At 63.2% G+C, this 22,730-nt stretch carries 23 protein-coding genes and 1 riboswitch; of the genes, 5 read left to right on the top strand and 18 right to left on the bottom strand.

The window, feature by feature from the left end:
- The first annotated feature begins 4 nt into the window (after nucleotides 1-4).
- The 3 genes from ACEN42_RS01315 (at nucleotide 5) to ACEN42_RS01305 (ending at nucleotide 2,897) form a co-directional block, all read left to right on the top strand.
- Nucleotides 5-1,117, top strand: coding sequence for a glycosyltransferase family 4 protein (locus ACEN42_RS01315; RefSeq protein WP_371880461.1), 1,113 nt, complete (start codon nucleotides 5-7; stop codon nucleotides 1,115-1,117).
- A gap of 384 nt (nucleotides 1,118-1,501) precedes the next feature.
- Nucleotides 1,502-2,131 carry a WecB/TagA/CpsF family glycosyltransferase gene (locus tag ACEN42_RS01310; RefSeq protein ID WP_371880460.1) on the top strand — a complete coding sequence of 210 codons (630 nt, stop codon included), beginning with the start codon at nucleotides 1,502-1,504 and terminating at the stop codon, nucleotides 2,129-2,131.
- Nucleotides 2,121-2,897, top strand: a complete 777-nt coding sequence (locus tag ACEN42_RS01305; protein WP_371880459.1) for a heparin lyase I family protein — start codon at nucleotides 2,121-2,123, stop codon at nucleotides 2,895-2,897. The genes ACEN42_RS01310 and ACEN42_RS01305 overlap by 11 nt, the downstream gene beginning before the upstream one ends.
- 3 nt (nucleotides 2,898-2,900) lie before the next feature.
- Here the strand turns inward: ACEN42_RS01305 and ACEN42_RS01300 are convergent, their stop codons facing one another.
- From ACEN42_RS01300 to ACEN42_RS01250, 11 genes are all read right to left on the bottom strand, one after another.
- Nucleotides 2,901-3,983, bottom strand: coding sequence for a TraB/GumN family protein (locus tag ACEN42_RS01300; RefSeq protein WP_187606547.1), 1,083 nt, complete (start codon nucleotides 3,981-3,983; stop codon nucleotides 2,901-2,903).
- 53 nt (nucleotides 3,984-4,036) lie between these two features.
- Complete coding sequence (locus ACEN42_RS01295; protein ID WP_187606546.1) at nucleotides 4,037-5,041, bottom strand: peptide ABC transporter ATP-binding protein; 1,005 nt, start codon at nucleotides 5,039-5,041, stop codon at nucleotides 4,037-4,039.
- Nucleotides 5,038-6,030, bottom strand: coding sequence for an ABC transporter ATP-binding protein (locus tag ACEN42_RS01290; protein ID WP_035499241.1), 993 nt, complete (start codon nucleotides 6,028-6,030; stop codon nucleotides 5,038-5,040). The genes ACEN42_RS01295 and ACEN42_RS01290 overlap by 4 nt, the downstream gene beginning before the upstream one ends.
- A gap of 1 nt (nucleotide 6,031) precedes the next feature.
- Complete coding sequence (locus ACEN42_RS01285; protein WP_238218119.1) at nucleotides 6,032-6,949, bottom strand: ABC transporter permease subunit; 918 nt, start codon at nucleotides 6,947-6,949, stop codon at nucleotides 6,032-6,034.
- A gap of 13 nt (nucleotides 6,950-6,962) precedes the next feature.
- On the bottom strand, nucleotides 6,963-7,973 hold the full coding sequence (locus tag ACEN42_RS01280) for an ABC transporter permease subunit (RefSeq protein ID WP_187606544.1): 1,011 nt from the start codon (nucleotides 7,971-7,973) through the stop codon (nucleotides 6,963-6,965).
- A gap of 126 nt (nucleotides 7,974-8,099) precedes the next feature.
- The gene (locus ACEN42_RS01275) at nucleotides 8,100-9,731 is read right to left on the bottom strand and encodes an ABC transporter substrate-binding protein (protein ID WP_371880458.1); all 1,632 of its coding nucleotides are present in this window, start codon (nucleotides 9,729-9,731) and stop codon (nucleotides 8,100-8,102) included.
- Nucleotides 9,732-10,051: 320 nt separating this feature from the next.
- Complete coding sequence (metF, locus tag ACEN42_RS01270) at nucleotides 10,052-10,891, bottom strand: methylenetetrahydrofolate reductase [NAD(P)H] (protein ID WP_371880457.1); 840 nt, start codon at nucleotides 10,889-10,891, stop codon at nucleotides 10,052-10,054.
- A gap of 38 nt (nucleotides 10,892-10,929) precedes the next feature.
- A complete protein-coding gene (locus ACEN42_RS01265) occupies nucleotides 10,930-11,283 on the bottom strand; it encodes a phage holin family protein (RefSeq protein WP_035499250.1) in 354 nt (117 codons plus the stop codon).
- 78 nt (nucleotides 11,284-11,361) lie between these two features.
- Nucleotides 11,362-12,780 (bottom strand): adenosylhomocysteinase, encoded by a 1,419-nt coding sequence (ahcY, locus tag ACEN42_RS01260; protein WP_309881694.1) that lies wholly within the window; start codon nucleotides 12,778-12,780, stop codon nucleotides 11,362-11,364.
- A gap of 31 nt (nucleotides 12,781-12,811) precedes the next feature.
- Nucleotides 12,812-12,945: riboswitch (S-adenosyl-L-homocysteine riboswitch) on the bottom strand.
- Nucleotides 12,946-13,025: 80 nt separating this feature from the next.
- Nucleotides 13,026-13,748 (bottom strand): LrgB family protein, encoded by a 723-nt coding sequence (locus ACEN42_RS01255; protein ID WP_371880456.1) that lies wholly within the window; start codon nucleotides 13,746-13,748, stop codon nucleotides 13,026-13,028.
- A gap of 10 nt (nucleotides 13,749-13,758) precedes the next feature.
- The gene (locus ACEN42_RS01250) at nucleotides 13,759-14,202 is read right to left on the bottom strand and encodes a CidA/LrgA family protein (protein WP_371880455.1); all 444 of its coding nucleotides are present in this window, start codon (nucleotides 14,200-14,202) and stop codon (nucleotides 13,759-13,761) included.
- 114 nt (nucleotides 14,203-14,316) lie between these two features.
- Here ACEN42_RS01250 and ACEN42_RS01245 point away from each other — a divergent pair, with 114 nt between their 5' ends.
- On the top strand, nucleotides 14,317-15,261 hold the full coding sequence (locus ACEN42_RS01245) for a LysR family transcriptional regulator (protein ID WP_238295155.1): 945 nt from the start codon (nucleotides 14,317-14,319) through the stop codon (nucleotides 15,259-15,261).
- An 85-nt stretch (nucleotides 15,262-15,346) separates the two neighbouring features.
- Here the strand turns inward: ACEN42_RS01245 and ACEN42_RS01240 are convergent, their stop codons facing one another.
- Nucleotides 15,347-17,026: an OmpA family protein gene (locus tag ACEN42_RS01240; RefSeq protein WP_371880454.1), complete on the bottom strand. Its 1,680-nt coding sequence runs from the start codon at nucleotides 17,024-17,026 to the stop codon at nucleotides 15,347-15,349.
- A gap of 310 nt (nucleotides 17,027-17,336) precedes the next feature.
- On the opposite strand from ACEN42_RS01240, the gene ACEN42_RS01235 reads away from it, so the two are divergent.
- Nucleotides 17,337-19,034, top strand: coding sequence for an isovaleryl-CoA dehydrogenase (locus tag ACEN42_RS01235; RefSeq protein ID WP_371880453.1), 1,698 nt, complete (start codon nucleotides 17,337-17,339; stop codon nucleotides 19,032-19,034).
- A 638-nt stretch (nucleotides 19,035-19,672) separates the two neighbouring features.
- Here the strand turns inward: ACEN42_RS01235 and ACEN42_RS01230 are convergent.
- The 6 genes from ACEN42_RS01230 to fliE form a co-directional block, all read right to left on the bottom strand.
- Nucleotides 19,673-19,987: an EscU/YscU/HrcU family type III secretion system export apparatus switch protein gene (locus ACEN42_RS01230; RefSeq protein ID WP_371880452.1), complete on the bottom strand. Its 315-nt coding sequence runs from the start codon at nucleotides 19,985-19,987 to the stop codon at nucleotides 19,673-19,675.
- Nucleotides 19,984-20,745, bottom strand: a complete 762-nt coding sequence (locus tag ACEN42_RS01225) for a flagellar hook-length control protein FliK (protein WP_371880451.1) — start codon at nucleotides 20,743-20,745, stop codon at nucleotides 19,984-19,986. Before ACEN42_RS01225 ends, ACEN42_RS01230 begins: the two co-directional genes overlap by 4 nt.
- On the bottom strand, nucleotides 20,724-21,086 hold the full coding sequence (locus ACEN42_RS01220; RefSeq protein ID WP_371880450.1) for a hypothetical protein: 363 nt from the start codon (nucleotides 21,084-21,086) through the stop codon (nucleotides 20,724-20,726). The genes ACEN42_RS01225 and ACEN42_RS01220 overlap by 22 nt, the downstream gene beginning before the upstream one ends.
- Nucleotides 21,087-21,129: 43 nt before the next feature.
- Nucleotides 21,130-21,459 (bottom strand): flagellar protein FliT, encoded by a 330-nt coding sequence (locus ACEN42_RS01215; protein WP_371880449.1) that lies wholly within the window; start codon nucleotides 21,457-21,459, stop codon nucleotides 21,130-21,132.
- 28 nt (nucleotides 21,460-21,487) lie between these two features.
- Complete coding sequence (gene fliS, locus ACEN42_RS01210) at nucleotides 21,488-21,907, bottom strand: flagellar export chaperone FliS (RefSeq protein ID WP_035499264.1); 420 nt, start codon at nucleotides 21,905-21,907, stop codon at nucleotides 21,488-21,490.
- 223 nt (nucleotides 21,908-22,130) lie between these two features.
- Nucleotides 22,131-22,496: a flagellar hook-basal body complex protein FliE gene (gene fliE / locus ACEN42_RS01205; protein WP_035499265.1), complete on the bottom strand. Its 366-nt coding sequence runs from the start codon at nucleotides 22,494-22,496 to the stop codon at nucleotides 22,131-22,133.
- Between the last annotated feature and the right edge of the window lie 234 nt (nucleotides 22,497-22,730).

The raw sequence follows: 22,730 nt of genomic DNA, 5'->3' as shown, positions 1-22,730 counted from the left end.
TGAGATGAAAAAATCGCACGCCAGCGAAACGCAGAAGAACATAGTGGTACTACACCTCGGGCCCGACATGTCCGCGCAGGGCGGCATTGCCTCGGTCCTCAGCGGATACGAAGCGAACCGCGCTATCTTTGGCTCGCTCGGGCTTGACCTACGCTTCGCGGCCACTTGCGGTTTGAGCGGTGCTCTGAATCGCTTACGGCAGTTTTCGTCAGCGTGGTGGAAGGTGGTGAGTGGGTCTCTGCTCCGAAAACTCGATATCGTGCACATTCACACGGCGCCCCGTGGCTCCCTGTTCCGCAAATGGTTGCTAGCGATGACCTGCGTCGGTGTTCGGCAGAGGTACGTGATTCATATTCACAACAGCGCGGTCGAACGCTATGTAGAGCAGCTGCCTGCGCCTTGCTACAAGGCCGTCAGTCTGGTGTGGAAACATGCTGCTCAGATCATATGCTTATCATCGGACATGAAGACGTGGTTCGAGCGTCGTTGCAACTGTGACGCCGGCAAGCTTCGAATCGTCCACAACGGAATCGTACCGCCGACGCTCGTCTATCAGGCGAGTGCCCCAGATAATGAACCGCCCGTCATTCTGTTCCTTGGCAGACTAGTCGAAGTCAAAGGCGTTTCAGTGCTCCTACGCGCGGCAGAAATGCTTGAGCGGCGAGGTCTGGCTTTTCGTTTGCTCTTCGCGGGTAGTGGTGACCTTGCGACCTTTCAGACGGAAGTTGAACTTCGTCGGCTGTCGCATCGCGTCGAGTATCTCGGTTGGGTCGTGGGTGACGAGAAGGCGCGATTGCTCGCGAACGCTGATGTTTTTGTTCTTCCGTCGCGTTCCGAAGGTTTCCCCGTCGCAATTGTCGAGGCGATGGCGTTCGGGACATCGATCGTCGCTACTAATATTCCGGGCATCGTCGACGCTGTCCGGCATGAGCATGAGGCATTGCTTGTGCCGCCTGACGATGCGGAGGCATTGTGCGAGTCGCTGTCCGCGCTCATCATCTCTCCCGGCTTGCGCGCGCGACTAGCGTCTGCTGCGAGGCAGCGATTTCTCGATCACTTTACGATAAAGCAAACATCCGAACAGCTCGCGGATGCATACCGGAAAGCGATCGAATGATCGGCACAGTGCGCAATTGCGCTTTTCGCAGGCGCCAAGTCCGTCGTGATAGTTGATCTTTCGGAAAGTGCGGACGCGTCAGACAATCCGCTGCGAATCATTCTGCGTGGGAATCGCTAACGTAGCTTCATATACGGGAGCCGGACGTTGCAGGTAACGAACGGCTCCTTCCTCTTTATAAAACCGACATGTTCACAGCCTGCGGTGGTGCATATCCCTGCATATGCTCCGTCCGATAAGCATTCCATATGAAGCGGATCGAGTTCTTTTCCTGTCCGATGGACGTCGTCACAATGAGCGAAACGGTTGATTGGATTCGTAAGCTGAATCGAGAAACGCCACTTTACGCAGCATGTGGTCGTCAACGTCGCAAAGATCGTTCACATGCAAAGTGACGTGATACTCGCGGAAGCGATACGCGCATGCGACATCGTGAACATTGATGGCATGGGTGTTGTGTGGGGTGCCAAGATGCTCGGTGCTCCGGTCCGTGAGCGCATAGCCGGTGTAGACCTATTCGAGCGTCTGCTCGAAATGGCGGCAGAGCACGCAATGCCGGTTTTTTTGTTGGGTGCCACACCTGAGGTGGTCAAAAGGACAGCGAATGTTGTATCGACACGGCATCCTCTTCTCCGGATCGCCGGATACCACCATGGGTACTTCGGAGACGATGAAGAGGGCGTCGTGGACACGATTCGGCGATCGGGCGCGCGACTATTGTTCGTCGCGATTACGTCTCCGAAGAAGGAGGCGTTTATCAACCGATGGCGTGAACGCTTGGGTGTCGATTTTGTGATGGGCGTTGGCGGCGCTTTTGACGTTGTCGCAGGCAAGGTTCGTCGTGCCCCACATTGGATGCAGCGCTGCGGGCTCGAGTGGCTTTTCCGCGTCATTCAGGAACCACGTCGCATGTGGAAGCGCTACTTTGTCACGAATAGCAAGTTCGCGCTGATGCTAACGCGAGCATGGCTCGCCTCGATATTGCACATGACAAAGAGCAAGCATGAAGGTTAAGTACCCGCTGCTCAACTTCGTCGCCGCATTTCTCATTTGTGGATGCGCTGCGTCCCAGAATGACGCCGATTGCCGTCGATATGCGCTTGTTTATCGCAGTGCCTGGATAGATGGCATTGATTCGCGACTGAAGATTCAGGCACCGCGTCGCGAATCGATTCGAATCGTCCCGATGTCGATATTCGGAGGCGTCGCACTGAAAACGTCAATGAATCGCGGCGATGATTTCGCGCATGTTGCGAACGGCGCGCCGCGTGCGGAAATCGCGTTCGACGACGTAGCGCATTTTTCCAACGGCAACGAATACGAAATCAAGTGGTCGATGATGGTGCCGGAACGATACACGTTTGACTCGCAACAACCAGAGATCATCGCGCAAGTGCATCAGAGCCTCGCCGCAGGCTCGCCTCCGTTCTCGCTTCTGCTGGCAGATAATCGGTATCGTGTCGAAGTTCGTAGCGGCCCAGGACGACCGATCAAATCGTTCGCCTTCGGCTCGCCGGAACGAGACGCAGGCAAGGTGATAACCTGGGTGCTTCGGTACCGTCCGGACGACAGCGGAGCGCGAGCGCAAACCGACCTGTACGCAGACGGAATACGTGTAGTTCATTGCATTGATTGCCCGAATGCCTACCCTGCGGAAAAGGAAGCCTATCTGAAGCTTGGCGTCTACAAATGGTGGTGGCAGACACGGTCTTCAGACATCAGTGAGCGCACGATGTACTACGGCGACGTCGAGATTTGGGCTCGGCCTTCTAATCTTTGAACATCACCCCGGCACCACCACAAACCCCCGCTTCCTCAACAGTTCGAGCACGCCCCTCGGCCCCCCGAGATGCAACGCCCCGATGGCAACAAAAACGGGCTTATCCGGAGCAGCCAACCCAACCATCCTCGCGACAAACCTCCGATTCCGCTCATACACGACGCGATTATCGACCTGCGCCGCCAGCGCCGGATTCCTCGCGAGCTTGCCGCTCTTCGCATCATCCCAGGCCTTCAAAGCGTCCGCATCGCCGATACGCCATAACCGATGCAACTCCTTCACATCGACGACATTCTCCGCAGGCGTTTGCACCAGATCCTGCGCGAGCATCTCGCGCTGCTGCGCCGACGTGAGTCGCGTGAATGTAGAGATCTGCTCGTTCAACGTCTCCAGTCCGACGATCTTCCCGCGCGCCCGCAGATACACATTCTGCAATTGCGCCTCCGTGCCGTACTCGCTCTGAAACCCCGCCTTCAACGTGTCGTACGTTTCGATCAGCATCGACGCGAGCCACGGACGCGTATGCCGCAACTCCTTCAACGCCTCCGGATTGCCGCGCATGCGCGTCTCGACTTTCTTCCACATCGAGTCCGGCAGATAATCGATCAGACACTCGCTGCGGCACATGCCATAGCGGTTCACGTCGTCCTGAGACAGCAGCAGTTCATCGGGGGAGATTTCGAGCGCCAGCGTGGGCGATGCATCGAGCGCCGCGAGTATCGATTTGCGAAAGGGCTGCTCCGGCGGATAGTCGCTCGCGAAACCCACATGGAGCGTGCCGAGCACATAGATGGTCGTCGTGCCCTTCGTCGCGACATAGAAGGGCATCCGCGGCGGCTGCGCGCGCACCGGACCGCTCGCGGTCGTGCCGTCCGAGCGATCCGCCCGCGGCGGCGAAGCAGGATTGGCCGGCGCGGCGGCGGACCCGGCATCGCCCGCGGCCTGCGGCGTGCGCGATCCGACCACGGCGAAGCCCGCCGACGGGACCGAAACACCCGCCGTAAACAGCACGAACGACAGCACGATGGCTGTCGTTTTGGCGAACGCCGCGCATGAGAAGCGCGGCTTGTCGTATGAATCCGGCACGGCTCACATCTTAAAACATTCGCGTGACGCACCGAACACCTGCCCGGCGAGATTCAGACTTCGACTTCGCCCACCTCCTCGGCGCGATGACACGACACCTCACGTCCGTCGACCGTGCGCAGCTTCGGCTCTTCCGCGCGGCATCGCTCGATTGCATACGGGCAGCGCTGATGGAACGTGCAGCCCGACGGCGGATTGAGCGGCGACGGCATCTCGCCCTGCAGCTTGATCTTGATGCGGCGGTCTTCCTCGAAGATCGCGGGCGTCGCGGACATCAGCGCGCGCGTGTACGGATGGCGCGGATTCGCGAAGATCGTCTTCTTGTCGCCCACTTCGGCGACGCCGCCGAAGTACATCACCATCACGTCGTCGGCGATATGCTCCACCACCGACAAGTTGTGCGAAATGAACACGTAGCTCGTGCCGAACTGCGCCTGCAAATCCATGAACAGATTCAGGATCTGCGCCTGGATCGACACATCGAGCGCGGACACGGGTTCATCCGCGACGAGGATCTGCGGATCGAGAATCATCGCCCGCGCGATCGCCACGCGCTGACGCTGCCCGCCCGAAAACATGTGCGGATAACGCGTCGCATGTTCGGGCCGCAGGCCGACGGTGCGCATCATCTTCGCGATGCGCTCGGCGCGTTCCGTCGACGAAAGCGACGTGTTGATCGCGAGCGGCTCGCCGAGCGTCTGCTCGACGGTCTTGCGCGGATTCAGCGATGCGAACGGGTTCTGAAACACCATCTGCACGCGCTGCCGCAACTCGGCGATCTTCGCCTTGCTCGCGCCCGCGACATCGTCGCCGTCGATCAGCAAGCGGCCCGACGTGGGCGGCTCGATCATCGTCAACTGGCGCGCGAGCGTGGACTTGCCGCAGCCCGATTCGCCGACGACCGCGAGCGTGCGGCCGCGCCGCAACTCGAACGACACGCCGTTGAGCGCTTTCACCGTGCCGTGCTGGAACGCGCTGCGCTTCACGTCGTAGTACTTCGTGAGCTGGTCGGCGGCGAGCACGATGTCCTGATTGATTTCCTTCGGTACGGCGTTCATCGCGCGCCTCCTTCCACCACCACATCGATGTTCAACGGCCTGATGCAACGCGCGCGCACGGCCGGGTCGTGCTTGTCGAGCTGAAACAGATTCGGCCGGCCCTTCCAGCAATCGTCGACGACGTACTTGCAGCGCGGCGCGAAGAGACATCCGCTCGGCCGGTCGTCCTTGCCCGGCACCATGCCCGGCAGCGCGGCGAGACGCTCCGCGCCGCGGCTATGCTCGGGAATCGCGGCGAGCAGCGCTTCCGTGTACGGATGATGTGGCTCGCTGAAGATCGTCGGCACGTGATTCGTTTCGATGACCTCGCCCGCGTACATCACCGCGACGCGCTGCGCCACCTCCGACACGACCGCCAGATCGTGCGAGATCAGCACCAGCGCCATGCCGCGTTCCTTCTGCAGCGTCACGAGCAGTTCCATGATCTGCGCCTGAATCGTCACGTCGAGCGCGGTAGTCGGCTCGTCGGCGATCAAGAGCTTCGGATTGCACGCGACGGCCATCGCGATCATCACGCGCTGGTTCATGCCGCCCGACATCTGATGCGGAAACGCGTTGATGCGGCTCTTCGCATCCGGAATGCCGACCTGATCGAGCAGTTCGAGCGCGCGCTTGTTGAGCGCATCGCCGCGCAAGCCTTCGTGCAGCTTCAGCACTTCCTTGATCTGATAGCCGACGGTATAGCTCGGGTTCAGGCTCGTGAGCGCGTCCTGAAACACCATCGCGATGTCCTTGCCGATGATCCTGCGACGCGCGCGCGCCGACGCCTTCAGCAAGTCCTTGCCGTCGAACGTGACCTGATCGGCGGTGACCTTGCCGGGCGCGTCGATGAGTCCCATCAGCGCCATCATCGTGACGCTCTTGCCGGAGCCGGATTCGCCCACGACGCCGACCACTTCGCCCGGCTTCACGGAGAGGTCGATGCGATCGACCGCCTGCGTGCCGCCGAACGTCACCTGCAAATTGCGGATAGTCAGAAGATCGTTCATGTCAGCCCATCCGTTTGAGTTTCGGATCGAGCGCGTCACGCAGACCGTCGCCGAGCAGGTTGATGACGAGCACCGAGACCAGAATCGACAGGCCCGGCATCGTCACGATCCACCATGCGCTCTCGATGTAATCGCGCGCCGATGCCAGCATCGCGCCCCACTCCGCCGCCGGCGGTTGCACGCCGAGGCCGAGGAAGCCGAGCGCGGCGGCATCGAGAATCGCGGACGAGAAGCCGAGCGTCGCCTGCACGATCAGCGGCGCGGCGCAGTTCGGCAGCACTTGCGAGAACATCAGCCGCACGGTGCCCGCGCCCGCGACGCGCGATGCCGTCACGTATTCCTTCTGCAGTTCGCCGAGCGCCGACGCGCGCGTCAGACGCACATAGCCCGGCAGCGCGACGATCGCGATCGCGAGCATCGTGTTGACGAGCCCCGGCCCGATGATCGCGACGACGGCGACCGCGAGCAGCAGCGACGGCAACGCGAGCAGCACGTCCATCACGCGCATGATCGGCGTATCGAGCCAATGGAAGAACGCAGCCATGAGACCAAGCACGACGCCCGGAATCAGCGCGAGCACCACCGACACGAAGCCGATCCAGAACGACAGCCGCGCGCCGTACATCAGACGCGAGAGGATGTCGCGGCCGGCTTCGTCGGTGCCGAGCGGGAACATGCGGTTGCCGCCTTCGAGCCACGCGGGCGGAATCTTCACGTAGTCGCGGTATTGCTCGATCGGGCTGTGCGGCGCGATCAGTGGCGCGGTAAGCGCGATGAGGATCAACACGAGCACGATCAGGCCCGCGACCACCGCGCCGCGATTGCGCGAGAAGTTCGCCCAGAACTCGCGCGCCGCGACCATGCGGCCGGAAGGCGGTGTCAGCGCCTGGGGCGGGAGATTGTTTTGAATGTCAGCCATAACTTGTTTGACCTCAGCGAGTATGGCGAATGCGCGGATTCAACACGCCGTAGAGCAGATCGACGACCAGATTCACGACGATCACGAGTGTCGCGATCATCAGAATGCCGCCTTGCACGACCGGATAGTCACGACGCGAAATGGCGTCGATGAGCCACTTGCCGACGCCCGGCCACGAGAACAGCGTCTCGGTCAGCACCGCGCCCGCGAGCAGCGTGCCGACCTGCAGGCCGATCACCGTCACCACCGGAATCAGCGCATTGCGCAACGCATGTACTACAACCACGCGCAGCGGCGACAAACCCTTCGCGCGCGCCGTGCGGATGTAGTCCTCGCGCAGCACTTCGAGCATCGACGAACGCGTCATGCGCGCGATGACCGCTAGCGGAATCGTGCCGAGCACGATGGTCGGCAGAATCAGATGCGACACCGCCGACGTGAACGCGCCTTCATCGGTGGAGAAGAGCGCATCGATCAGCATGAAGCCCGTGACGTGCGGAATGTCGTACTCGACCGCGATGCGGCCCGACACCGGCGTCCATCCGAGCTTCGCCGAGAAGAACATGATGAGGATCAAGCCCCACCAGAAAATCGGCATCGAATAGCCGGTGAGCGCGGTGCCCATCACGCCGTGATCGACGACAGTGCCGCGCCTGAGCGCAGCCGCGACGCCCGCAGGCAGCCCGACGACGAGCGCGAAGATCATCGCGCAGATGGAGAGCTCGACCGTCGCGGGAAAGCGCGCGAGGAACTCGCCCATCACGCTCGTATTCGTGATGATCGAGGTGCCGAGATCGCCTTTCAGCGCATGCCCGACGTAAGTGAGGTATTGAACCGGAAGCGGCTGATCGAGGCCGAGGCGCTTCATGGCTTCGGCGTGCATCGCCGGGTCCACGCCGCGCTCGCCCATCATCACTTCGATGGGGTCGCCAGGGATCAGGTGGATGAGCGCGAACGCGAGAATCGTAATGCCGATGAACGTCGGTATCACCATTCCTATGCGTCGCAAAACGAATCGGAACATGATCGCCCTTTTCGGTATTGGAGGGACTAAAAACGTGTACGGCGGCTTGGATCGTTCTTCGACCCGCGCCGCCGGACCTTTTCGATTAGTTATGGTTTAGTGCAAAAAGCGTTCCGCAGCAAAACCTTATTGCATCCCGACGCCATCGAAACGCACGTAGCCAAGCGGCTCGATCTTCATGTTCGTCACCTTCTTGCTGACAGGCTGATACACGGTCGAGTGCGCGATCGGCGAGAACGGCAGTTGCTGCGCGAAGATCTGCTGCGCGTCGGTGTAGGCCTTGGTGCGCGCGGCGACATCGGTGGTCGAGCGGCCCTTCACGACGAGATCGTCGAACGGCTTGTAGCACCACTTCGAGAAGTTGCTGCCCTTCACGGCGTCGCAGCCGAGCAGCGTGCCGAGCCAGTTGTCGGGGTCGCCGTTGTCGCCCGTCCAGCCGATCAGGAGCGCATCATGTTCGCCCGCGTGCGCGCGCTTCAGATACTCGCCCCACTCGTACGACACGATGTTCGCCTTCACGCCGATCTTCGCCCAGTCGGCCTGGATCATTTCCGCCATCAGGCGTGCGTTCGGGTTGTACGCGCGTTGCACGGGCATCGCCCACAGCGTGATCTCGAAGCCGTTCGGGAAGCCCGCTTTCGCGAGCAGTTCCTTCGCCTTCGCGGTGTCGTACGTCTGACCCTTCAGGTTCTTGTCGTAGGACCACTGCGTGGGCGGCATCGGTGCGGTGGCCGGCTGGCCTGCGCCCTGATACACGGAATCGATGATCGCCTTCTTGTTGATCGCCATGTCGAGCGCGCGGCGCACGTCGGCGTTGCCGAGGTCCTTCTTCGTCACGTTGTACGCGACATAGCCTTCGTTGAAGCCTGCCTGCGACGGCGTATCGACAGTCGACACCGACTTCAGCGTCGAGATATCGCCCGGACGCGGATAGCTCATCACCTGGCATTCGTTGTTCTTCAGCTTCTGCACGCGCACGGCGGCATCCGGCGTGATCGAGAAGATCAGCTTCGAAATCTGCACCGCGTTCGGCTTCCAGTAATCAGGATTGCCGTCGAAGCGGATGGTCGCGTCCTTCGTGTAGCTGCGGAAAATGAACGGGCCCGTGCCGACCGGCTGCTGATTGATGTCGGCTGCCTTGCCGTCCTTCATCAGCTTGTCCGTGTACTCGGCGGACAGGATCGACGCGTATTCCATCGCCATGTTCTGGATGAACGGCGCGCTCACTTCCTTCAGCGTGAACTTCACGGTGTACGGGTCCACCTTCTCGATCTTCGAGATCAGCTTGTCCATGCCGAGGTCCGTGAAGTACGGAAACTGCACGTTGTACGCCTTGCGGAACGGATTGTTCGGATCGAGCATGCGGTTGAACGTGAAGATCACGTCGTCCGCGTTGAATTCGCGCGTCGGCTCGAAGTACGACGTCGTCTGGAACTTCACGCCGTGGCGCAGATGGAACGTGTAGGTGAGGCCGTCGGACGACACGTCCCACTTTTCCGCGAGCCCCGGCTCGACCTTCGTGCCGCCGCGCTCGAACTCGACGAGACGGTTGTACACGGTGAACGTGTTCGCGGTGAAATCGGTGCCGGTCGTGTACTGGGCCGGATCGAAGCCGGCCGGGCTGCCTTCGGAGCAGTACACGAGCGTCTTGTTCGGGATGGCGGCATTTGCCGCGGTCGCTGCGAAGAGCGTCGCCGTGACCACGGCGCCCGCGAGCGCCGAACCGCGGACGGCTCGCAACAGGCTGTTTTTGTTCATGTTTCCTCCAAGTCAATGCCGGCTTCTGGCCGGCGTAGCGCGAGTTTACTTGATCGCACCGCCCGTTTTTCGGCGCGTGTGCGCGAAGTCGGGCGCTACCCTAGCACGAACAAAAGTGACATGCGCGCTTGGTTTTCCCCACTAGAACTTGTCGTCGATGACGCTTCGATAAGGGTAGGTTATCTGCCATGCGTGGAGGTGATAGGCGCAAGGCGAAATATTGCGCGAGACGGCATTTGTTCGCGCAAAAAAGTGAAGAACGAAGGAGGAAGGAAAAGAACCGCGCGGCGAGCGCCGCGCGGGTGAAACATTGATGCTGGTCAGGCGTTCTTCAAGCCGAGACGCTCGCAAACCGTCTTCGACGCCCACGCGCCGTTGAGCGTGTAGAAATGCAGCCCGGGCGCGCCGCCGTCGATGAGGCGGCGGCACAGACCCGTCACCACGTCGACGCCGAATGCGCGAATCGATTCGCGATCGTCGCCGAAGCTTTCGAGCCGGCGCGCGATCCACTTCGGCACTTCCGCGCCGCACATGTCGGAGAAGCGCATCAGTTGCGTGAAGTTCGTGATCGGCATGATGCCCGGCACGATCGGCACGTCGACGCCGAGCTTGCGCGCTTCCTCGACAAACTTGAAGTACGAATCGGCATTGAAGAAGTACTGCGTGATCGCGGAATTCGCGCCCGCCTTCACCTTGCGCGCGAAGTTTTCCAGATCCGCGCGCGGCGACTTCGATTGCGGATGGAACTCCGGATACGCGGCCACTTCGATGTTGAACCAGTCGCCGTGCTCCTGGCGAATGAACGCCACGAGCTCGGACGCATAGCGCAACTCGCCGACCGCGCCCATGCCCGAAGGCAGATCGCCACGCAACGCGACGATATGGCGAATGCCGTGCTCACGGTACTGCGCGAGAATCGCGCGCAGATTCTCGCGCGACGAACCGATGCACGAAAGATGGGGCGCGGCTTCGAAGCCTTCCGCGGCCATTTCGAGCACGGCGTCGAGAGTGCCTTGCTGCGTGGAGCCGCCCGCGCCGAACGTCACGGAGACGAACTTGGGCGAAAGCGTCTTCAGCTCGGCGCGGGTAGCGCGCAGCTTGTCCACGCCTTCCTGCGTCTTCGGCGGGAAAAACTCGAATGAGAGTTCGATCGGTTTCATGATGTTTTCTGACGAACGGCAGCGTTCGCGCTCCAGCGTCACCCGAAATTACGATTCCCGAACACCAGCGCCGACAGCAGCCACGACACGATGCTGTACAGAATCGAGCCGAAGAACGCGGACCAGAAGCCCGATACTTCGAAGCCCTTCAACAGCGACGAGCACAGCCAGAAACACAGCGCATTCACGACGAGTATGAAGAGCCCGAGCGTGACGATCGTCACCGGCAGCGTGAGGATGATGAGGACGGGTCTGATGACCGCGTTGATGAGCCCCAGCACGATTGCGATGATCAGCGCCGTGCCGAAACTGCGAATGTGAATCGACGGCACCAGATACGTGATGATCAACAGCGCGAGCGCGTTGATCAGCCATGTCAGGAGCAGGGTCATCGAGGAATCTCCGGTTGATGCGTGTTGGTTGCGCGGGGCGATCTCCCGCCCCGCGCAACGATTCGCCGCCGCTCGCGATCAGTAGCGGTAGTGGTTGGGCTTGAAAGGACCGTTCTTGTCGACGCCGATGTAGCCGGCCTGCTCGTCCGACAGCACGGTCAGCTCCGCGCCGATGCGGCCGAGGTGCAGACGCGCGACCTTCTCGTCGAGATGCTTCGGCAGCACGTAGACCTTGTTCTCGTATTTCTTGCCCTGCGTGAACAGTTCGATCTGCGCGAGCGTCTGGTTGGTGAACGAGTTCGACATCACGAACGACGGATGGCCCGTCGCGCAGCCCAGGTTCACGAGACGGCCTTCAGCCAGAAGGATGATCTTCTTGCCGTCCGGGAAGACGATGTGATCGACCTGCGGCTTGATGTTGTCCCACGTGTACTGGCGCGTGGAAGCAATATCGATTTCCGAATCGAAGTGACCGATGTTGCAGACGATCGCGTTGTTGCGCATCGCCTTCATGTGGTCGTGGCTGATGACGTGGTAGTTGCCCGTTGCCGTCACGAAGATGTCCGCGCGGCTGGCAGCGTATTCCATCGTCACGACGCGGTAGCCTTCCATCGCGGCTTGCAGCGCGCAGATCGGATCGATTTCCGTGACCCACACCGTCGCGCCCAGACCGCGCAGCGATTGCGCGCAGCCCTTGCCCACGTCGCCGTAACCGGCCACGACCGCGATCTTGCCCGCGATCATCACATCGGTTGCGCGCTTGATGCCGTCGACGAGCGATTCGCGGCAGCCATAGAGATTGTCGAACTTCGACTTCGTGACCGAATCGTTCACGTTGATGGCGGGGAACGGCAGGCGGCCTTCTTTCTCCATCTGATACAGACGATGCACGCCCGTAGTGGTTTCTTCCGTCACGCCCTGAATGTGCGCGAGGCGCGTGGAGTACCACGTGGGATCCGCGTCCAGATGCTTGCCGATGGACTTGTACAGCGCGACTTCTTCTTCGTTCGTCGGCTTGGCGATGACCGAGCGGTCCTTCTCGGCCTTCGCGCCGAGGATGAGCAGCAGCGTCGCGTCGCCGCCGTCATCGAGAATCATGTTGGCGAACTGACCGTTCGGCCATTCGAAGATGCGATGGCTGAACTCCCAGTATTCGTCGAGCGATTCGCCCTTGAACGCGAACACCGGCGTGCCGCCATCGGCGATGGCCGCGGCTGCGTGATCCTGCGTCGAGAAGATGTTGCACGACGCCCAGCGCACGTCCGCGCCCAGCGCCGTCAGCGTTTCGATCAGCACGCCCGTTTGAATCGTCATGTGCAACGAACCGGCGATGCGCGCACCCTTCAGCGGCTGCTGCGCCTTGTATTCCTCGCGCGTCTGGATGAGGCCCGGCATCTCCGTTTCGGCGATGTCGAGTTCCTTGCGGCCCCATGCGGCGAGCGACATGTCGGCGACGACGTAATCCTTGGTATTGGAATCGAGAACTGCGGCGTTCATCACGCCCTCCTTTCTAAATAGTCTAGAAATGTTGACGTGAGCGCCGTTCGATGCGGTGGCTCAGCGGGCGCCTTGCTTGCGTGGCGCTTTCGAACCGTCCGGATTGAATGCTTCCGAGCCTGGCGGCCTGTGTGTTGTCTGGCCGTCGCAACGCTCCTCGGAAGCGAGCATCGATTGTAGCAAAGTCTCGTGGGAACGATCCTATTCTGAGACACGCGCGTGGGCTTTCGCGGTGCCGTCCGGGATCAGAACGGCAGAACGCTCAGCAGCGGCGCGAGCAGCACCATCGCGACGCCCGCGATCATCATCGTGAGACTCGCGACGACGCCCTCTTCGCTGCCGAGTTCGCGCGCCTTCGCCGTGCCGACGCCGTGCGCCGCCGCGCCGAACAACGCGCCGCGCGCAAGCCGCGTGCGCAAGGGCACGAGCGCGAGCACGATTTCGCCGAACAGCATGCCGCAGACGCCCGTCGCGATCACGAAAAGCGCGGTCAAATCCTTCGGCGCGTGGATCTTGTCGGAGACGGCGAGCGCGAAGGGCGTCGACACCGAGCGCGTCGCGAGGCTGCGCTGCAGCTCCGGCGACAGATGCAGCAGCTTCGCGAGCATCAGCGATCCACCGACCGCCACCAGAATCCCGACCGTCACGCCGACCGTCAGCGAAATCCAGTGACGCTTGATGAGCGCGCGGTATTCATAGATCGGCACCGCGAACGCGACGGTCGCGGGACCGAGCAGCCACATGAGCCAGCGCGTGTCGGCGTAGTAAACCGAATACGGAATGCGCGCCATCACGACGACGAGCGCGAGCACGGCCGGCACCGCCAGCAACGGCGTGAGCCACGGCTGCCGGAAGCGCGCGTAGAGATGCTTGGCGGCGAAATACAGCGCGACGGTCAGCACGAAGCAACCCGCCGCGATGAGCCGCGCGGCGTCGTCTTCGATGAGAGCGGCGAAGAAGTGGTTCATGTCGGCGTGCTCAGGCGCGCGCCGCATGCCGCGCCACGAGCGCGCGGCGCAGCGCGAGGCGGCGTTCGAGGCCTGCCGCACGGTCGACCGCGAACGCGACGGCCACCATCACCATCAATGTTCCCCCGACGACGACGAGCGCGAGTCGCCAGCCATCTTCCATGAAAAGGCCGCCGTACTGAACCGCCGCGACCGCCGCCGGAATGAAGAACAGCAGCATGTCCGAGAGCAGCCAGTCCGCGCCCGCCTTCACCCAGCGCGGCGCGATGCCGCCGCAGAACAGAAGCGCGAGCAGGGCGACCAGCCCCACCACGCCGCCCGGCACCGGCAGCGCCAGCTTGCGCGCGACGAAATCCGCCGCGACCCAGATCGCCGCGAGCGCGGCGGACTGCACCACGACGCGCAGAAAGCGGCCGAAGGCGGATTGCGGATGAGTCATGACGACAGCGGACATAGCGGGCTCTTGGATTAGGGTTAACCTGTAGCCCGAGTATATGGGCGCACCTAGCATAATAAAAATGAATTAACCTTATCCAAAATATTCCGAACTGGAATTCTGGAGCCGAACATGGAATTGCGCGCCTTGCGGTACTTCATCGAAGTCGTGAAGCAGAAGAGCTTCACCGCCGCTGCCGAGCACATGTTCGTGACGCAGCCGACTATCAGCAAGATGGTGAAGGCGCTGGAGGATGAAGTCGGTTCGCCGCTGCTTCTGCGCGAAGGCCGTCAGATGGTGCTGACCGACGCCGGGCAGATCGTCTATCAGCGCGGCGTCGAGGTGCTGGCGGCGCACGCGCGGCTGGAGGCCGAGCTGAACGATCTCGGCACTTTCGGGCGCGGCACGCTGACGATAGGCATTCCGCCGATGGGCGGTTCGCTCTTCACGCCCGCGATCGCGGCGTTCCGGCGTCGCTATCCGAAGGTCGAGCTCAAGTTGTTCGAGCGCGGCTCGAAGGCGATCGAGGCGGCGCTGATCGACGGCGAACTCGAACTGGGCGGCGTCCTGCAGCCCGTCGATACCGCGATGTTCGACGTGCTGCCCGTCAGCCGGCAGGTTCTGTGGCTCGTCGCGCAGAAGGGTTCGCGCTGGGACGATGCCCGCGAAGTTGCCCTCACCGATCTCGCCGCCGAGCCCTTCGTGTTCTACGGCGAGAGCCTCGCGCTCAACGACGTCGTGCTCAACGCATGCCGCGAGGCGGGCTTCGCGCCGACGATCGTCGGCCGCAGCGGGCACTGGGATTTCATGGCGGCGCTCGTGCAGGCGGGCATCGGCATCGCGCTGCTGCCCGCGCCGTATTGTCGCCGGCTAGACGCGAACGCGTTCACCTGCCGTCGGGTCGTGGCGCCGGAGATTCACTGGGACATGGCGCTCGGCTGGCGGCGCAACGGTTATCTGTCGCACGCGGCGCGCGCGTGGATCGAAGTCGCGCGCGAAATGCTGCCGGCGAATCTCGATCAGGATTTCATGGCCGATGGATTCCCGCGCGCCCGACGCGACAACCCGGAAACATGACGCGCCGACCCAAAAAGCAAAACGCGCCGGCCGCTGTGAGCGGACCGGCGCGTTTTTTTTCAGCGACTTCAGGGCGTTTCCGGAATCAGCTCATTTCCTTGAACTCGATCCGGCGATTTGCCGCGCGGCCCTCGCGCGTCGCGTTGTCCGCAATCGGATGGGCGTCGCCGAAACCTTCCGCCGTGAGCGTGTCCGCCGGCGCGCCGTGCTGGATCAGATAGCTGCGCACGGCTTGCGCACGCTTTTTCGACAAGTGCAGATTCGACGCCGCATTGCCCGAACTGTCCGAATAACCGCCGATCTGCAGCTTGACCGGCTTGCCCGCCGTGCTGCATTCCTTCAGCGACTTCGCGGATTGGGCGAGTTCGTCGAGTGCGGCGTGCGGCAGCGCGTTCGACGCGAAGCCGAAGGTGATCGGATGCAGATTCAGATTTTTCGCGGCGTCGCTGGCGGCACAACTCGCGGCGGCTTGCGCGTCGGAGGCGGCCAGCGCCTTCGCTGCGGCGGTGGTGTCGGTTGCGGCGATCGTCCAGCCTTCGCCGAAGAACGACTTCAGCTTGTCCAGCCAGCCGAGCTTCGGATCGCCCGCGCGACCGTCCAGATCGATCTTGTCGCCCGCGATCCGCACTTTCGCGCCCGGCAGCGTCATGACCGGGAGCAGGCCGTCGAGCTTGCCGATCCACGTGGCCGGCTTCGTGTCCGGATCGACGGTGATGTTCGCGTGGAATTTGTCCGCGCCGAGCTTCGCCGCGAGTGCGTCGATCAGCTGGTGCTTCTCCTCCTCGCTGTTGACCGTGGCGGTCAGCGTGGGAACGCCGGATGCATCGACCGCGACCGACATCGTCGAGTCCTTGCCCGGTAGCGCGACGGGCGCCGATGACTGATCGGCAACCGCCGACGCCGTCGCCGACGTGTCGGAAGCGGCGGCTGCGTTCGAATTCGAATCGGACAGCGCATCCGGCTTCGCCTGCGGCGCGGCGTCCTGCTCCGGCTTTTCGGTCGAACAACCGCGACCGATCAGAACCGCGAGCAGAGCGAGCGCGGCGGCGAGCGCGACCCACCACCACTTCTTCTTGCGGGCGTTTTCCTTGACGGGCGAATCGATCGCGGCAGGCGCTTCCGGCGGCTGAGAGAAGGCCGCCGCTTCCTGCGTCGCCGGATGTTCGAGGTGCGCCGCCACGGCCTTCAGCCGCGATGCGACGCCTGCAAGGAACGCGCCGACCGAACCGAGACCGAGCGCATTGGCGAACGCGTCCGTCAGGTTCGCGCGCACCACGGGCAACTGATGGCCGAGGAGCGTCGGAAGCTGGTCGGGGTTGCCGTTGTGCTGCGTGAACTGGCGCTTGAGCACGCCGAAGAGCGTCGCGCCGACCACGCCGATCAGCGTGCGCGTGGCGCTCGCCGCAACGCCCGTATATTCGGCGATGCGCTCGGCGAGCACGTTGATGCTGTCGTGCGAGGCAATCGCGGTATCGACATTCGCGCCGGCGTCGACGAGCGTCTTGAAGCCATCGTCCTGAATGGCGAAATGCGGCAGTTCTTCCGCGATCAGCGCGTTCGTGCCCGGCGACATGATCGACGCGAACAGATTGCGCGCGCCCTCTAGCGACGACGCCTTGTTCATCATCGCGCCGATGAGCGCCGGGCCGCACAGCGACACCACGCGCTTGGCCGATTCCGGCGCGCAGCCGATACGCCCGGCGATGTGCTGCAACACGCTTTCTGTCAAAGCGCTCTGGACAACTTGATTGAGGTTCATGCTCATTGAGAATGCTTCCGTGAAAGGCGTTATTGCATCCGCCCGAATAGGCGAGCCGATTATAGGTTCGGGGTCCTGCGCGTCATTGGGGCGGGAGTAACAATCGGATTTATCTCAGTGATCGGCGTTTTAGGACCGCGCATCAGAAAGGCGTGCCGGAGTCTGAAAAGAGCGATGCGTCTACACGTCCGACCAATGCGCGGCCTATGATTCTTGAAATCGAGATGGCGTCCGGGACAGTGAAACGGCTGTTGCGCCCGCCCGACAGTGACGAATTCCCGCGCCGCCGATCCGCGCGCAAAGAAGGAGACCGACGATGTCCGATCCCGCCGATCGCCCGTTCGGGCAGACACACGAAGTCACGAATCAGGCGTCGCCGCTCGTCGGCTACGACGCTTTCGCCTTCGATCCGGCGCTCGCCGCCGCCGTGGAGCGCGAGGGTGCGCAATGGCACGCGGAAGCGCTCTCGCGCGACGGCATGGCGCTGACGCAGCCGGAAGTCGTCGCGCTGGCGGAACTCGCCAACCGGCACGAGCCGGAACTCGCGACGCATAGTCCGCGCGGCGAGCGCATCGACGCTGTCGAGTTTCATCCGGCCTGGCACGAACTGCTGCGGCGTCTGCGGCGCGAAGGGCTGCACGCGCTGCCGTTCGAGCCGTCGGCGCGGGCCGGATCGATGGCCGCGCGATGCGCCGGCTACTACCTGCACGGCCAGCTCGAATCGGGCTCGCTATGTCCGATCACGATGACGTTCGCGAGCATTCCGATCCTGCGCAACGAGCCCGATCTGTTCGCGCGGATCGCGCGGCCGCTGCTGTCGCGAGAGCACGATCCGCGCGACATTCCGCTCGAAGCCGGCAAACATTCGATGATGATCGGAATGGGCATGACCGAAAAACAGGGCGGCTCCGACGTGCGCAGCAACCGCACACGCGCCCATGCGCTGGGCGCGCCGGGACGCGGCGGTGCGTATCGGCTGGTCGGTCACAAATGGTTCTTTTCGGCGCCGCAATGCGACGCGCATCTCGTGCTCGCGCGCACCGCCGACGAAGGCGGCCTGTCCTGCTTCTACGTGCCGCGCTTCACGCCGGACGGCCGCAAGAATGCGGTGCAGGTCCAGCGCCTGAAGGACAAGCTCGGCAACCGCTCGAACGCGAGCAGCGAGGTGGAGTTCTTCGATGCCTACGGACTGATGATCGGCGACGAGGGGCGCGGGGTGCCGACCATCATCGAGATGGCGAACTTCACGCGGCTCGATTGCGTGATCGGCAGCGCGGCGCTGATGCGCGCGGCGCTCGTGCAGGCGATCCATCACGCGCGGCATCGCAGCGTATTCGGTGCGCGTCTCGTCGATCAACCGTTGATGCGCAACGTGCTCGCCGATCTCGCGCTCGAATCCGAGGCGGCGACGGTCCTGTTCATGCGGCTCGCGGGCGCGTTCGAGCAGAGCGGCGCGCCGGGCGGAGCGCTCGCCGAGCGCGCGTGGCGGCGCATCGTGACGCCCGCCGCGAAGTTCTGGGTGTGCAAGCGCGCGCTCGAATTCACCGGCGAGGCGATGGAAGTCTGGGGCGGCAATGGCTATGTCGAGACCGGGCCGATGGCGCGTTTCTATCGCGAGGCGCCGGTCAATTCGATCTGGGAAGGCTCAGGGAACGTGATGTGTCTCGATGTGCTGCGCGCGTTCGAGCGCGAGCAGGACGCCGCGCATGCGCTGCTGGACGACTGGCGGACGACCGCGGGCGCGCATCCGGCGCTGGCGGGGGCGCTGGCGTCGCTCGTCGACATGCTGACGGGCGATCCGGGCGCGAGGGAAGCATCGGCGCGGCGCATCGCGCAGCAACTGGTGCTTTGCGCGCAAGGGGTGTTGCTGGCGCGGCATGCGCCGCGGGAAGTCGCGGATGCTTTCATTGATACGCGGCTAGGTGATGGGCGTGGTGAAACGGGGCGGGTTTATGGCACGCTGCCGGCGCGGTTCGATCATGGGGGGATTGTTGGGCGGGCGTTTGCTGCCTAGGGCCTTGGGCTTCTATGGAGTGCCTGTATTCGCGGTGGTCTATTAGCACTGCCCCTGTGCGGGGCGGCAGTCACTTTCTTTGCTGCTGCAAAGAAAGTAACCAAAGAAAGCAGCTCGCTTAAGCCCGCGGTCACACGCACGTTGGCTATGCTTGCCAGCCGCACGTGGCACTCGCCTAAGTGTGGCTCTCATAGGCCCGAACGGGCTTGGCTCGCGCACGGTCTGACGAGCCATAACCTTAAGCGTGCTGGTTCAGCACGAAAGAGCATCGGCACAGCGCTACGCGCTGCCGTTGGGTATGCAAGGGAAACCGTCGAAGAAGAAGCGCAAGCGGACCCGATTGACCCATCGGCCGCGAAGCGGGCCGGAGCAATTCGGTGCTGAACCAATAACGCAAGCGGCGCGATGCGGCAGACCGTGCGCGATCCAAGCCCGATTGGGCCTTCGAGGGCGACACTTAGGCGAGTGCCATCGACGGCTGGCAAGCATGGCCAACGTGCGTGTGACCGCGGGCTTAAACGAGCTGCTTTCTTTGGTTACTTTCTTTGCAGCAGCAAAGAAAGTGACCCCCGCCCCGGGGAGGGGCAGTGCTAATAGACCACCGCGTATTCAGGCCATCCACAAAAGCCCAGCCAACATCACCTCCCCCCCCGCCCACTCTCCCGCATCGGCTCCTCGTTCTCCAGCCGATAAACCCACGACAGCAACTCCGCCACCGCCTGATAAAGCGCGGGCGGAATGTGCGCATCGAGATCGACCTGCATCAGCAGCGACACCATCTCCGGCGATTCGTGCACATACAAACCCGCTTCTTTCGCGCGCTGCACGATCATTTCCGCGACCATGCCATAGCCCTTCGCGATGACACGCGGCGTCCCCTCGCGGTTGCCCGCGTCGTAGGCGAGCGCGGTCGCCTGTCTGCGCGTATACGGCGGATGATCCTGCCCGCTCATGCTTCGCTCCCCTCGCTCGGCGGCGGGCGAAACAGATGTTCGAGCGGCGAGCGCACCGGTTTTTTCGCGGCGGCATTGTCGCCGGACAGCGCGAGATCGGTCGTGCCGTCCATCGAGCGCACGGAAAGCGACGCCAGCGCGATGCCCGCCGCCTCCAGTTGACGCGCGAACGCGACCCCGTCGGCAGCAAGACGCCGCGCGCCCGAATCGCCCGCCTTGATCCGCGCGACGAGCTTTTCGCCCGTCAGCACGAGTTCGGCGTCGACGGTGCCGAGCGCGGGCAGCGACAGCGTGATGCGCGTGCGCCACGCACGTTCGTCGGCGGCATCGTCGGCGGTGCGCGGATCGTGCGGCTCGCGGGCAACTTCCCACTCGAAGCGCGTGCCGGGCCACGCCTCGCCCTGCCAGCGGAATTGCTGATTCGCGAGCACGTCGAGTTGCTGGCGCACGACATTGAGCGTCGCCGGATGGATGCCCGCCGCGACCGACGCCTGCAACGCCGATTCCTGCTGGCTCGGCTGCGCGCTCTGCGCGTTCATGCCGCCGCTGACGTTTCCGCTTTGCGAATTCGAAAGCGCCGACGGCGACGCATCGCGCACCGACGCCGCGAGCGCGGCCGCCTGCTGCGGCGTCTGCGGCGTCGCGACCGGGCGTCCGTGAAAGTCGGGCAGATCGGGTATGGGTTGCGGCGCGCGGGCGTCGTCCAGCCAGGCGTCGCCGGGCGTCGGGACGTTCGCTAAATCGAACGGCAAGGACATCGAACGCGCATCGGCCCGCGCCTGCGGCTCGTTGCCGAGCGACGCGGCGCTACGCTGGCCCGCGAGCCATTGGTCAGCGCGGGCGTCGCGCCGGGAAAGCGCGAGATCACGTCGAGCGTGCGCGCGACGCTGGAGAACGCGGTTTGCGCCGATGCCGCCGGCGTCGCCGCGCCGGGATGCGTGCCGACGGTCTGCGACATGTCCGTCTGCGTCGTCGTCTGTCCGACGCTCGCGCCGGTGACGCCGCTGCCGCTCACTCCGTTCGGCGCACGGATCGCGGACAACAGGAGCTCGGTGCGGCTGGCGAGCAACGATGCGATCGCGGTATCGAGTCCAGTCATGCCCACATCCTCATATGCGCCGCGATCGGGCGCGGACCAGCGCCTAGCGCAGTCCGATCATTTTTTTCAGTACGCGCGCCGGGCTGTTGACCGTGAACAGCGCCGAAAGACGCGCGAGGCTCGGCGACGTCAGATCGCGGATCGCGGCGTCGTCGGCGAGAATCTTCTTCACGAGGTCCAGCTTGCGTGCACGGGCGCTTTCGTCGAGTTCCGAGCCGGAATCCACTTGCTTCAGTTGCTCGATCAACTCGCGGTACGTGCCTTGCAACGCCTTCAGCTCGCTCCATTCGCCGCCGCGCGCAGCCGCCAGCATCTGGCCGGAAACCGCCGCGATGGCTTCGTAGTGGGCGAAATATTCTTGTGTCGTCTTCATTCTTTCGAGGCAGTCGACGCGCATCGTGTCAAACGGGCGCGGCGGTCATTTGCGCCACTTCCGGTCCAATTCCAACCCAGGCGTCTTCGAGCGTCGCGAGCAGGTTGTCGATCTCGACCAGCATCGTCTCGTCCTGCTTCAGGTTCGCCTCGAGCAGCCGGCGCGTCATATACGTGTACAGCGCGTCCAGCCGCTCCGCGATCTCGCCGCCCGCATCCTTGTTGAGCGCCTGCTGCAAGCCGCTCTCGATGATGCTGATGGCCTTGCTGATCGCCGTGCCGCGCGCGCCGATGTTGTTCTGCTGCATGTGCATGCGCGCCTGCGCGATCGCCTGGCGTGCGCCCTGATACAGCATCACGATCAGACGGTGCGGGCTGGCTCCCATCACCCCTGTCTGCACGCCCACGCGTGCGTAGGCATTGGCTCCAGCGTGTCCTGGGGAATACATCTCTCGATTCTCCTTATGCGATGCCGCGGCGTTCCGCTTGCTTCAAACGGACGCCCTGCTTCTCGTCCGGATCCCCGTGCGCCCGGCAAAAACCGGCGCGGGCAAACGAACCATCGTTCGCCGTGCCGTTATCGGGGTTATCGGAGAAACGCGGCAAAGCTTTAGGACTCGGGACTCTAGAGCCGTCGCAACAACGTTTGGGGGCTGGATCGCGAACGGATCGTCAGACGGAGATCTGCATGATGTCGTTGTAGGCCGACACGAGCTTGTTGCGCACCTGCAACCCGAATTGCAGCCCGACGTTCGCCTTCTGCATGTCCACCATCACGTCGTTGAGCGACACGTTCGGTGCGCCGATCTCGAAAGCGTGCGCCTCGCCGAGCGCCTTGGTCTGGTTGTCGCTGATCTTGTCGATGGACGATTTCAGCGCATCGGAGAAACTGCCGACGCTCGCCGCGCCCGATGTCCCGCTCTGGCCCGTGACGGCGCCCGCTGCGCTGGTCGGGCCGGACACGCCGCCCGCGGCTTGCGATGCCAGCGACTGAATGGCCGAGAGCGCGGCGGAAAGCGGATTGATCGGAAAGTTCATGTTGACTCCGGGTGACAGGGGGAAAGCCGGCGCCTCGCGTGGCGTGGACCTGGGTGCTCGGGATGCGTTTCGCGGAGGTTCACCGAGTACGAAAAAGATTAGCAGCCGGCGGTTTTTCAAAGCGCGGGAAGAACGGGGAAAACCCCGCTCTATTCAGCGAATCGAGTTGCAATCTTCTGCGGATAATCCCCATCGTGAAAAGTCCTCCACCGCCGCTTACATGAAAAGCGGGGA

The organism is Caballeronia sp. S22 (genome assembly GCF_964261745.1).
GTDB lineage: Bacteria > Pseudomonadota > Gammaproteobacteria > Burkholderiales > Burkholderiaceae > Caballeronia > Caballeronia jiangsuensis.
The sequence above is the reverse complement of the archived record's forward strand: the minus strand, read 5'-3'. Positions and strand labels throughout refer to the sequence as shown.

Bases quoted from the DNA above. Each gene is read 5' to 3' on its own strand.
- ACEN42_RS01315 (WP_371880461.1), top strand. From the start codon at position 5: ATGAAAAAATCGCACGCCAGCGAAACGCAGAAGAACATAGTGGTACTA.
- ACEN42_RS01310 (WP_371880460.1), top strand. From the start codon at position 1,502: ATGCAAAGTGACGTGATACTCGCGGAAGCGATACGCGCATGCGACATC.
- ACEN42_RS01305 (WP_371880459.1), top strand. From the start codon at position 2,121: ATGAAGGTTAAGTACCCGCTGCTCAACTTCGTCGCCGCATTTCTCATT.
- ACEN42_RS01295 (WP_187606546.1), bottom strand. From the start codon at position 5,041: ATGAACGCCGTACCGAAGGAAATCAATCAGGACATCGTGCTCGCCGCC.
- ACEN42_RS01290 (WP_035499241.1), bottom strand. From the start codon at position 6,030: ATGAACGATCTTCTGACTATCCGCAATTTGCAGGTGACGTTCGGCGGC.
- ACEN42_RS01285 (WP_238218119.1), bottom strand. From the start codon at position 6,949: ATGGCTGACATTCAAAACAATCTCCCGCCCCAGGCGCTGACACCGCCT.
- ACEN42_RS01280 (WP_187606544.1), bottom strand. From the start codon at position 7,973: ATGTTCCGATTCGTTTTGCGACGCATAGGAATGGTGATACCGACGTTC.
- ACEN42_RS01275 (WP_371880458.1), bottom strand. From the start codon at position 9,731: ATGAACAAAAACAGCCTGTTGCGAGCCGTCCGCGGTTCGGCGCTCGCG.
- metF (WP_371880457.1), bottom strand. From the start codon at position 10,891: ATGAAACCGATCGAACTCTCATTCGAGTTTTTCCCGCCGAAGACGCAG.
- ACEN42_RS01265 (WP_035499250.1), bottom strand. From the start codon at position 11,283: ATGACCCTGCTCCTGACATGGCTGATCAACGCGCTCGCGCTGTTGATC.
- ahcY (WP_309881694.1), bottom strand. From the start codon at position 12,780: ATGAACGCCGCAGTTCTCGATTCCAATACCAAGGATTACGTCGTCGCC.
- ACEN42_RS01255 (WP_371880456.1), bottom strand. From the start codon at position 13,748: ATGAACCACTTCTTCGCCGCTCTCATCGAAGACGACGCCGCGCGGCTC.
- ACEN42_RS01250 (WP_371880455.1), bottom strand. From the start codon at position 14,202: ATGTCCGCTGTCGTCATGACTCATCCGCAATCCGCCTTCGGCCGCTTT.
- ACEN42_RS01245 (WP_238295155.1), top strand. From the start codon at position 14,317: ATGGAATTGCGCGCCTTGCGGTACTTCATCGAAGTCGTGAAGCAGAAG.
- ACEN42_RS01240 (WP_371880454.1), bottom strand. From the start codon at position 17,026: ATGAGCATGAACCTCAATCAAGTTGTCCAGAGCGCTTTGACAGAAAGC.
- ACEN42_RS01235 (WP_371880453.1), top strand. From the start codon at position 17,337: ATGTCCGATCCCGCCGATCGCCCGTTCGGGCAGACACACGAAGTCACG.
- ACEN42_RS01230 (WP_371880452.1), bottom strand. From the start codon at position 19,987: ATGAGCGGGCAGGATCATCCGCCGTATACGCGCAGACAGGCGACCGCG.
- ACEN42_RS01225 (WP_371880451.1), bottom strand. From the start codon at position 20,745: ATGTCCTTGCCGTTCGATTTAGCGAACGTCCCGACGCCCGGCGACGCC.
- ACEN42_RS01220 (WP_371880450.1), bottom strand. From the start codon at position 21,086: ATGACTGGACTCGATACCGCGATCGCATCGTTGCTCGCCAGCCGCACC.
- ACEN42_RS01215 (WP_371880449.1), bottom strand. From the start codon at position 21,459: ATGAAGACGACACAAGAATATTTCGCCCACTACGAAGCCATCGCGGCG.
- fliS (WP_035499264.1), bottom strand. From the start codon at position 21,907: ATGTATTCCCCAGGACACGCTGGAGCCAATGCCTACGCACGCGTGGGC.
- fliE (WP_035499265.1), bottom strand. From the start codon at position 22,496: ATGAACTTTCCGATCAATCCGCTTTCCGCCGCGCTCTCGGCCATTCAG.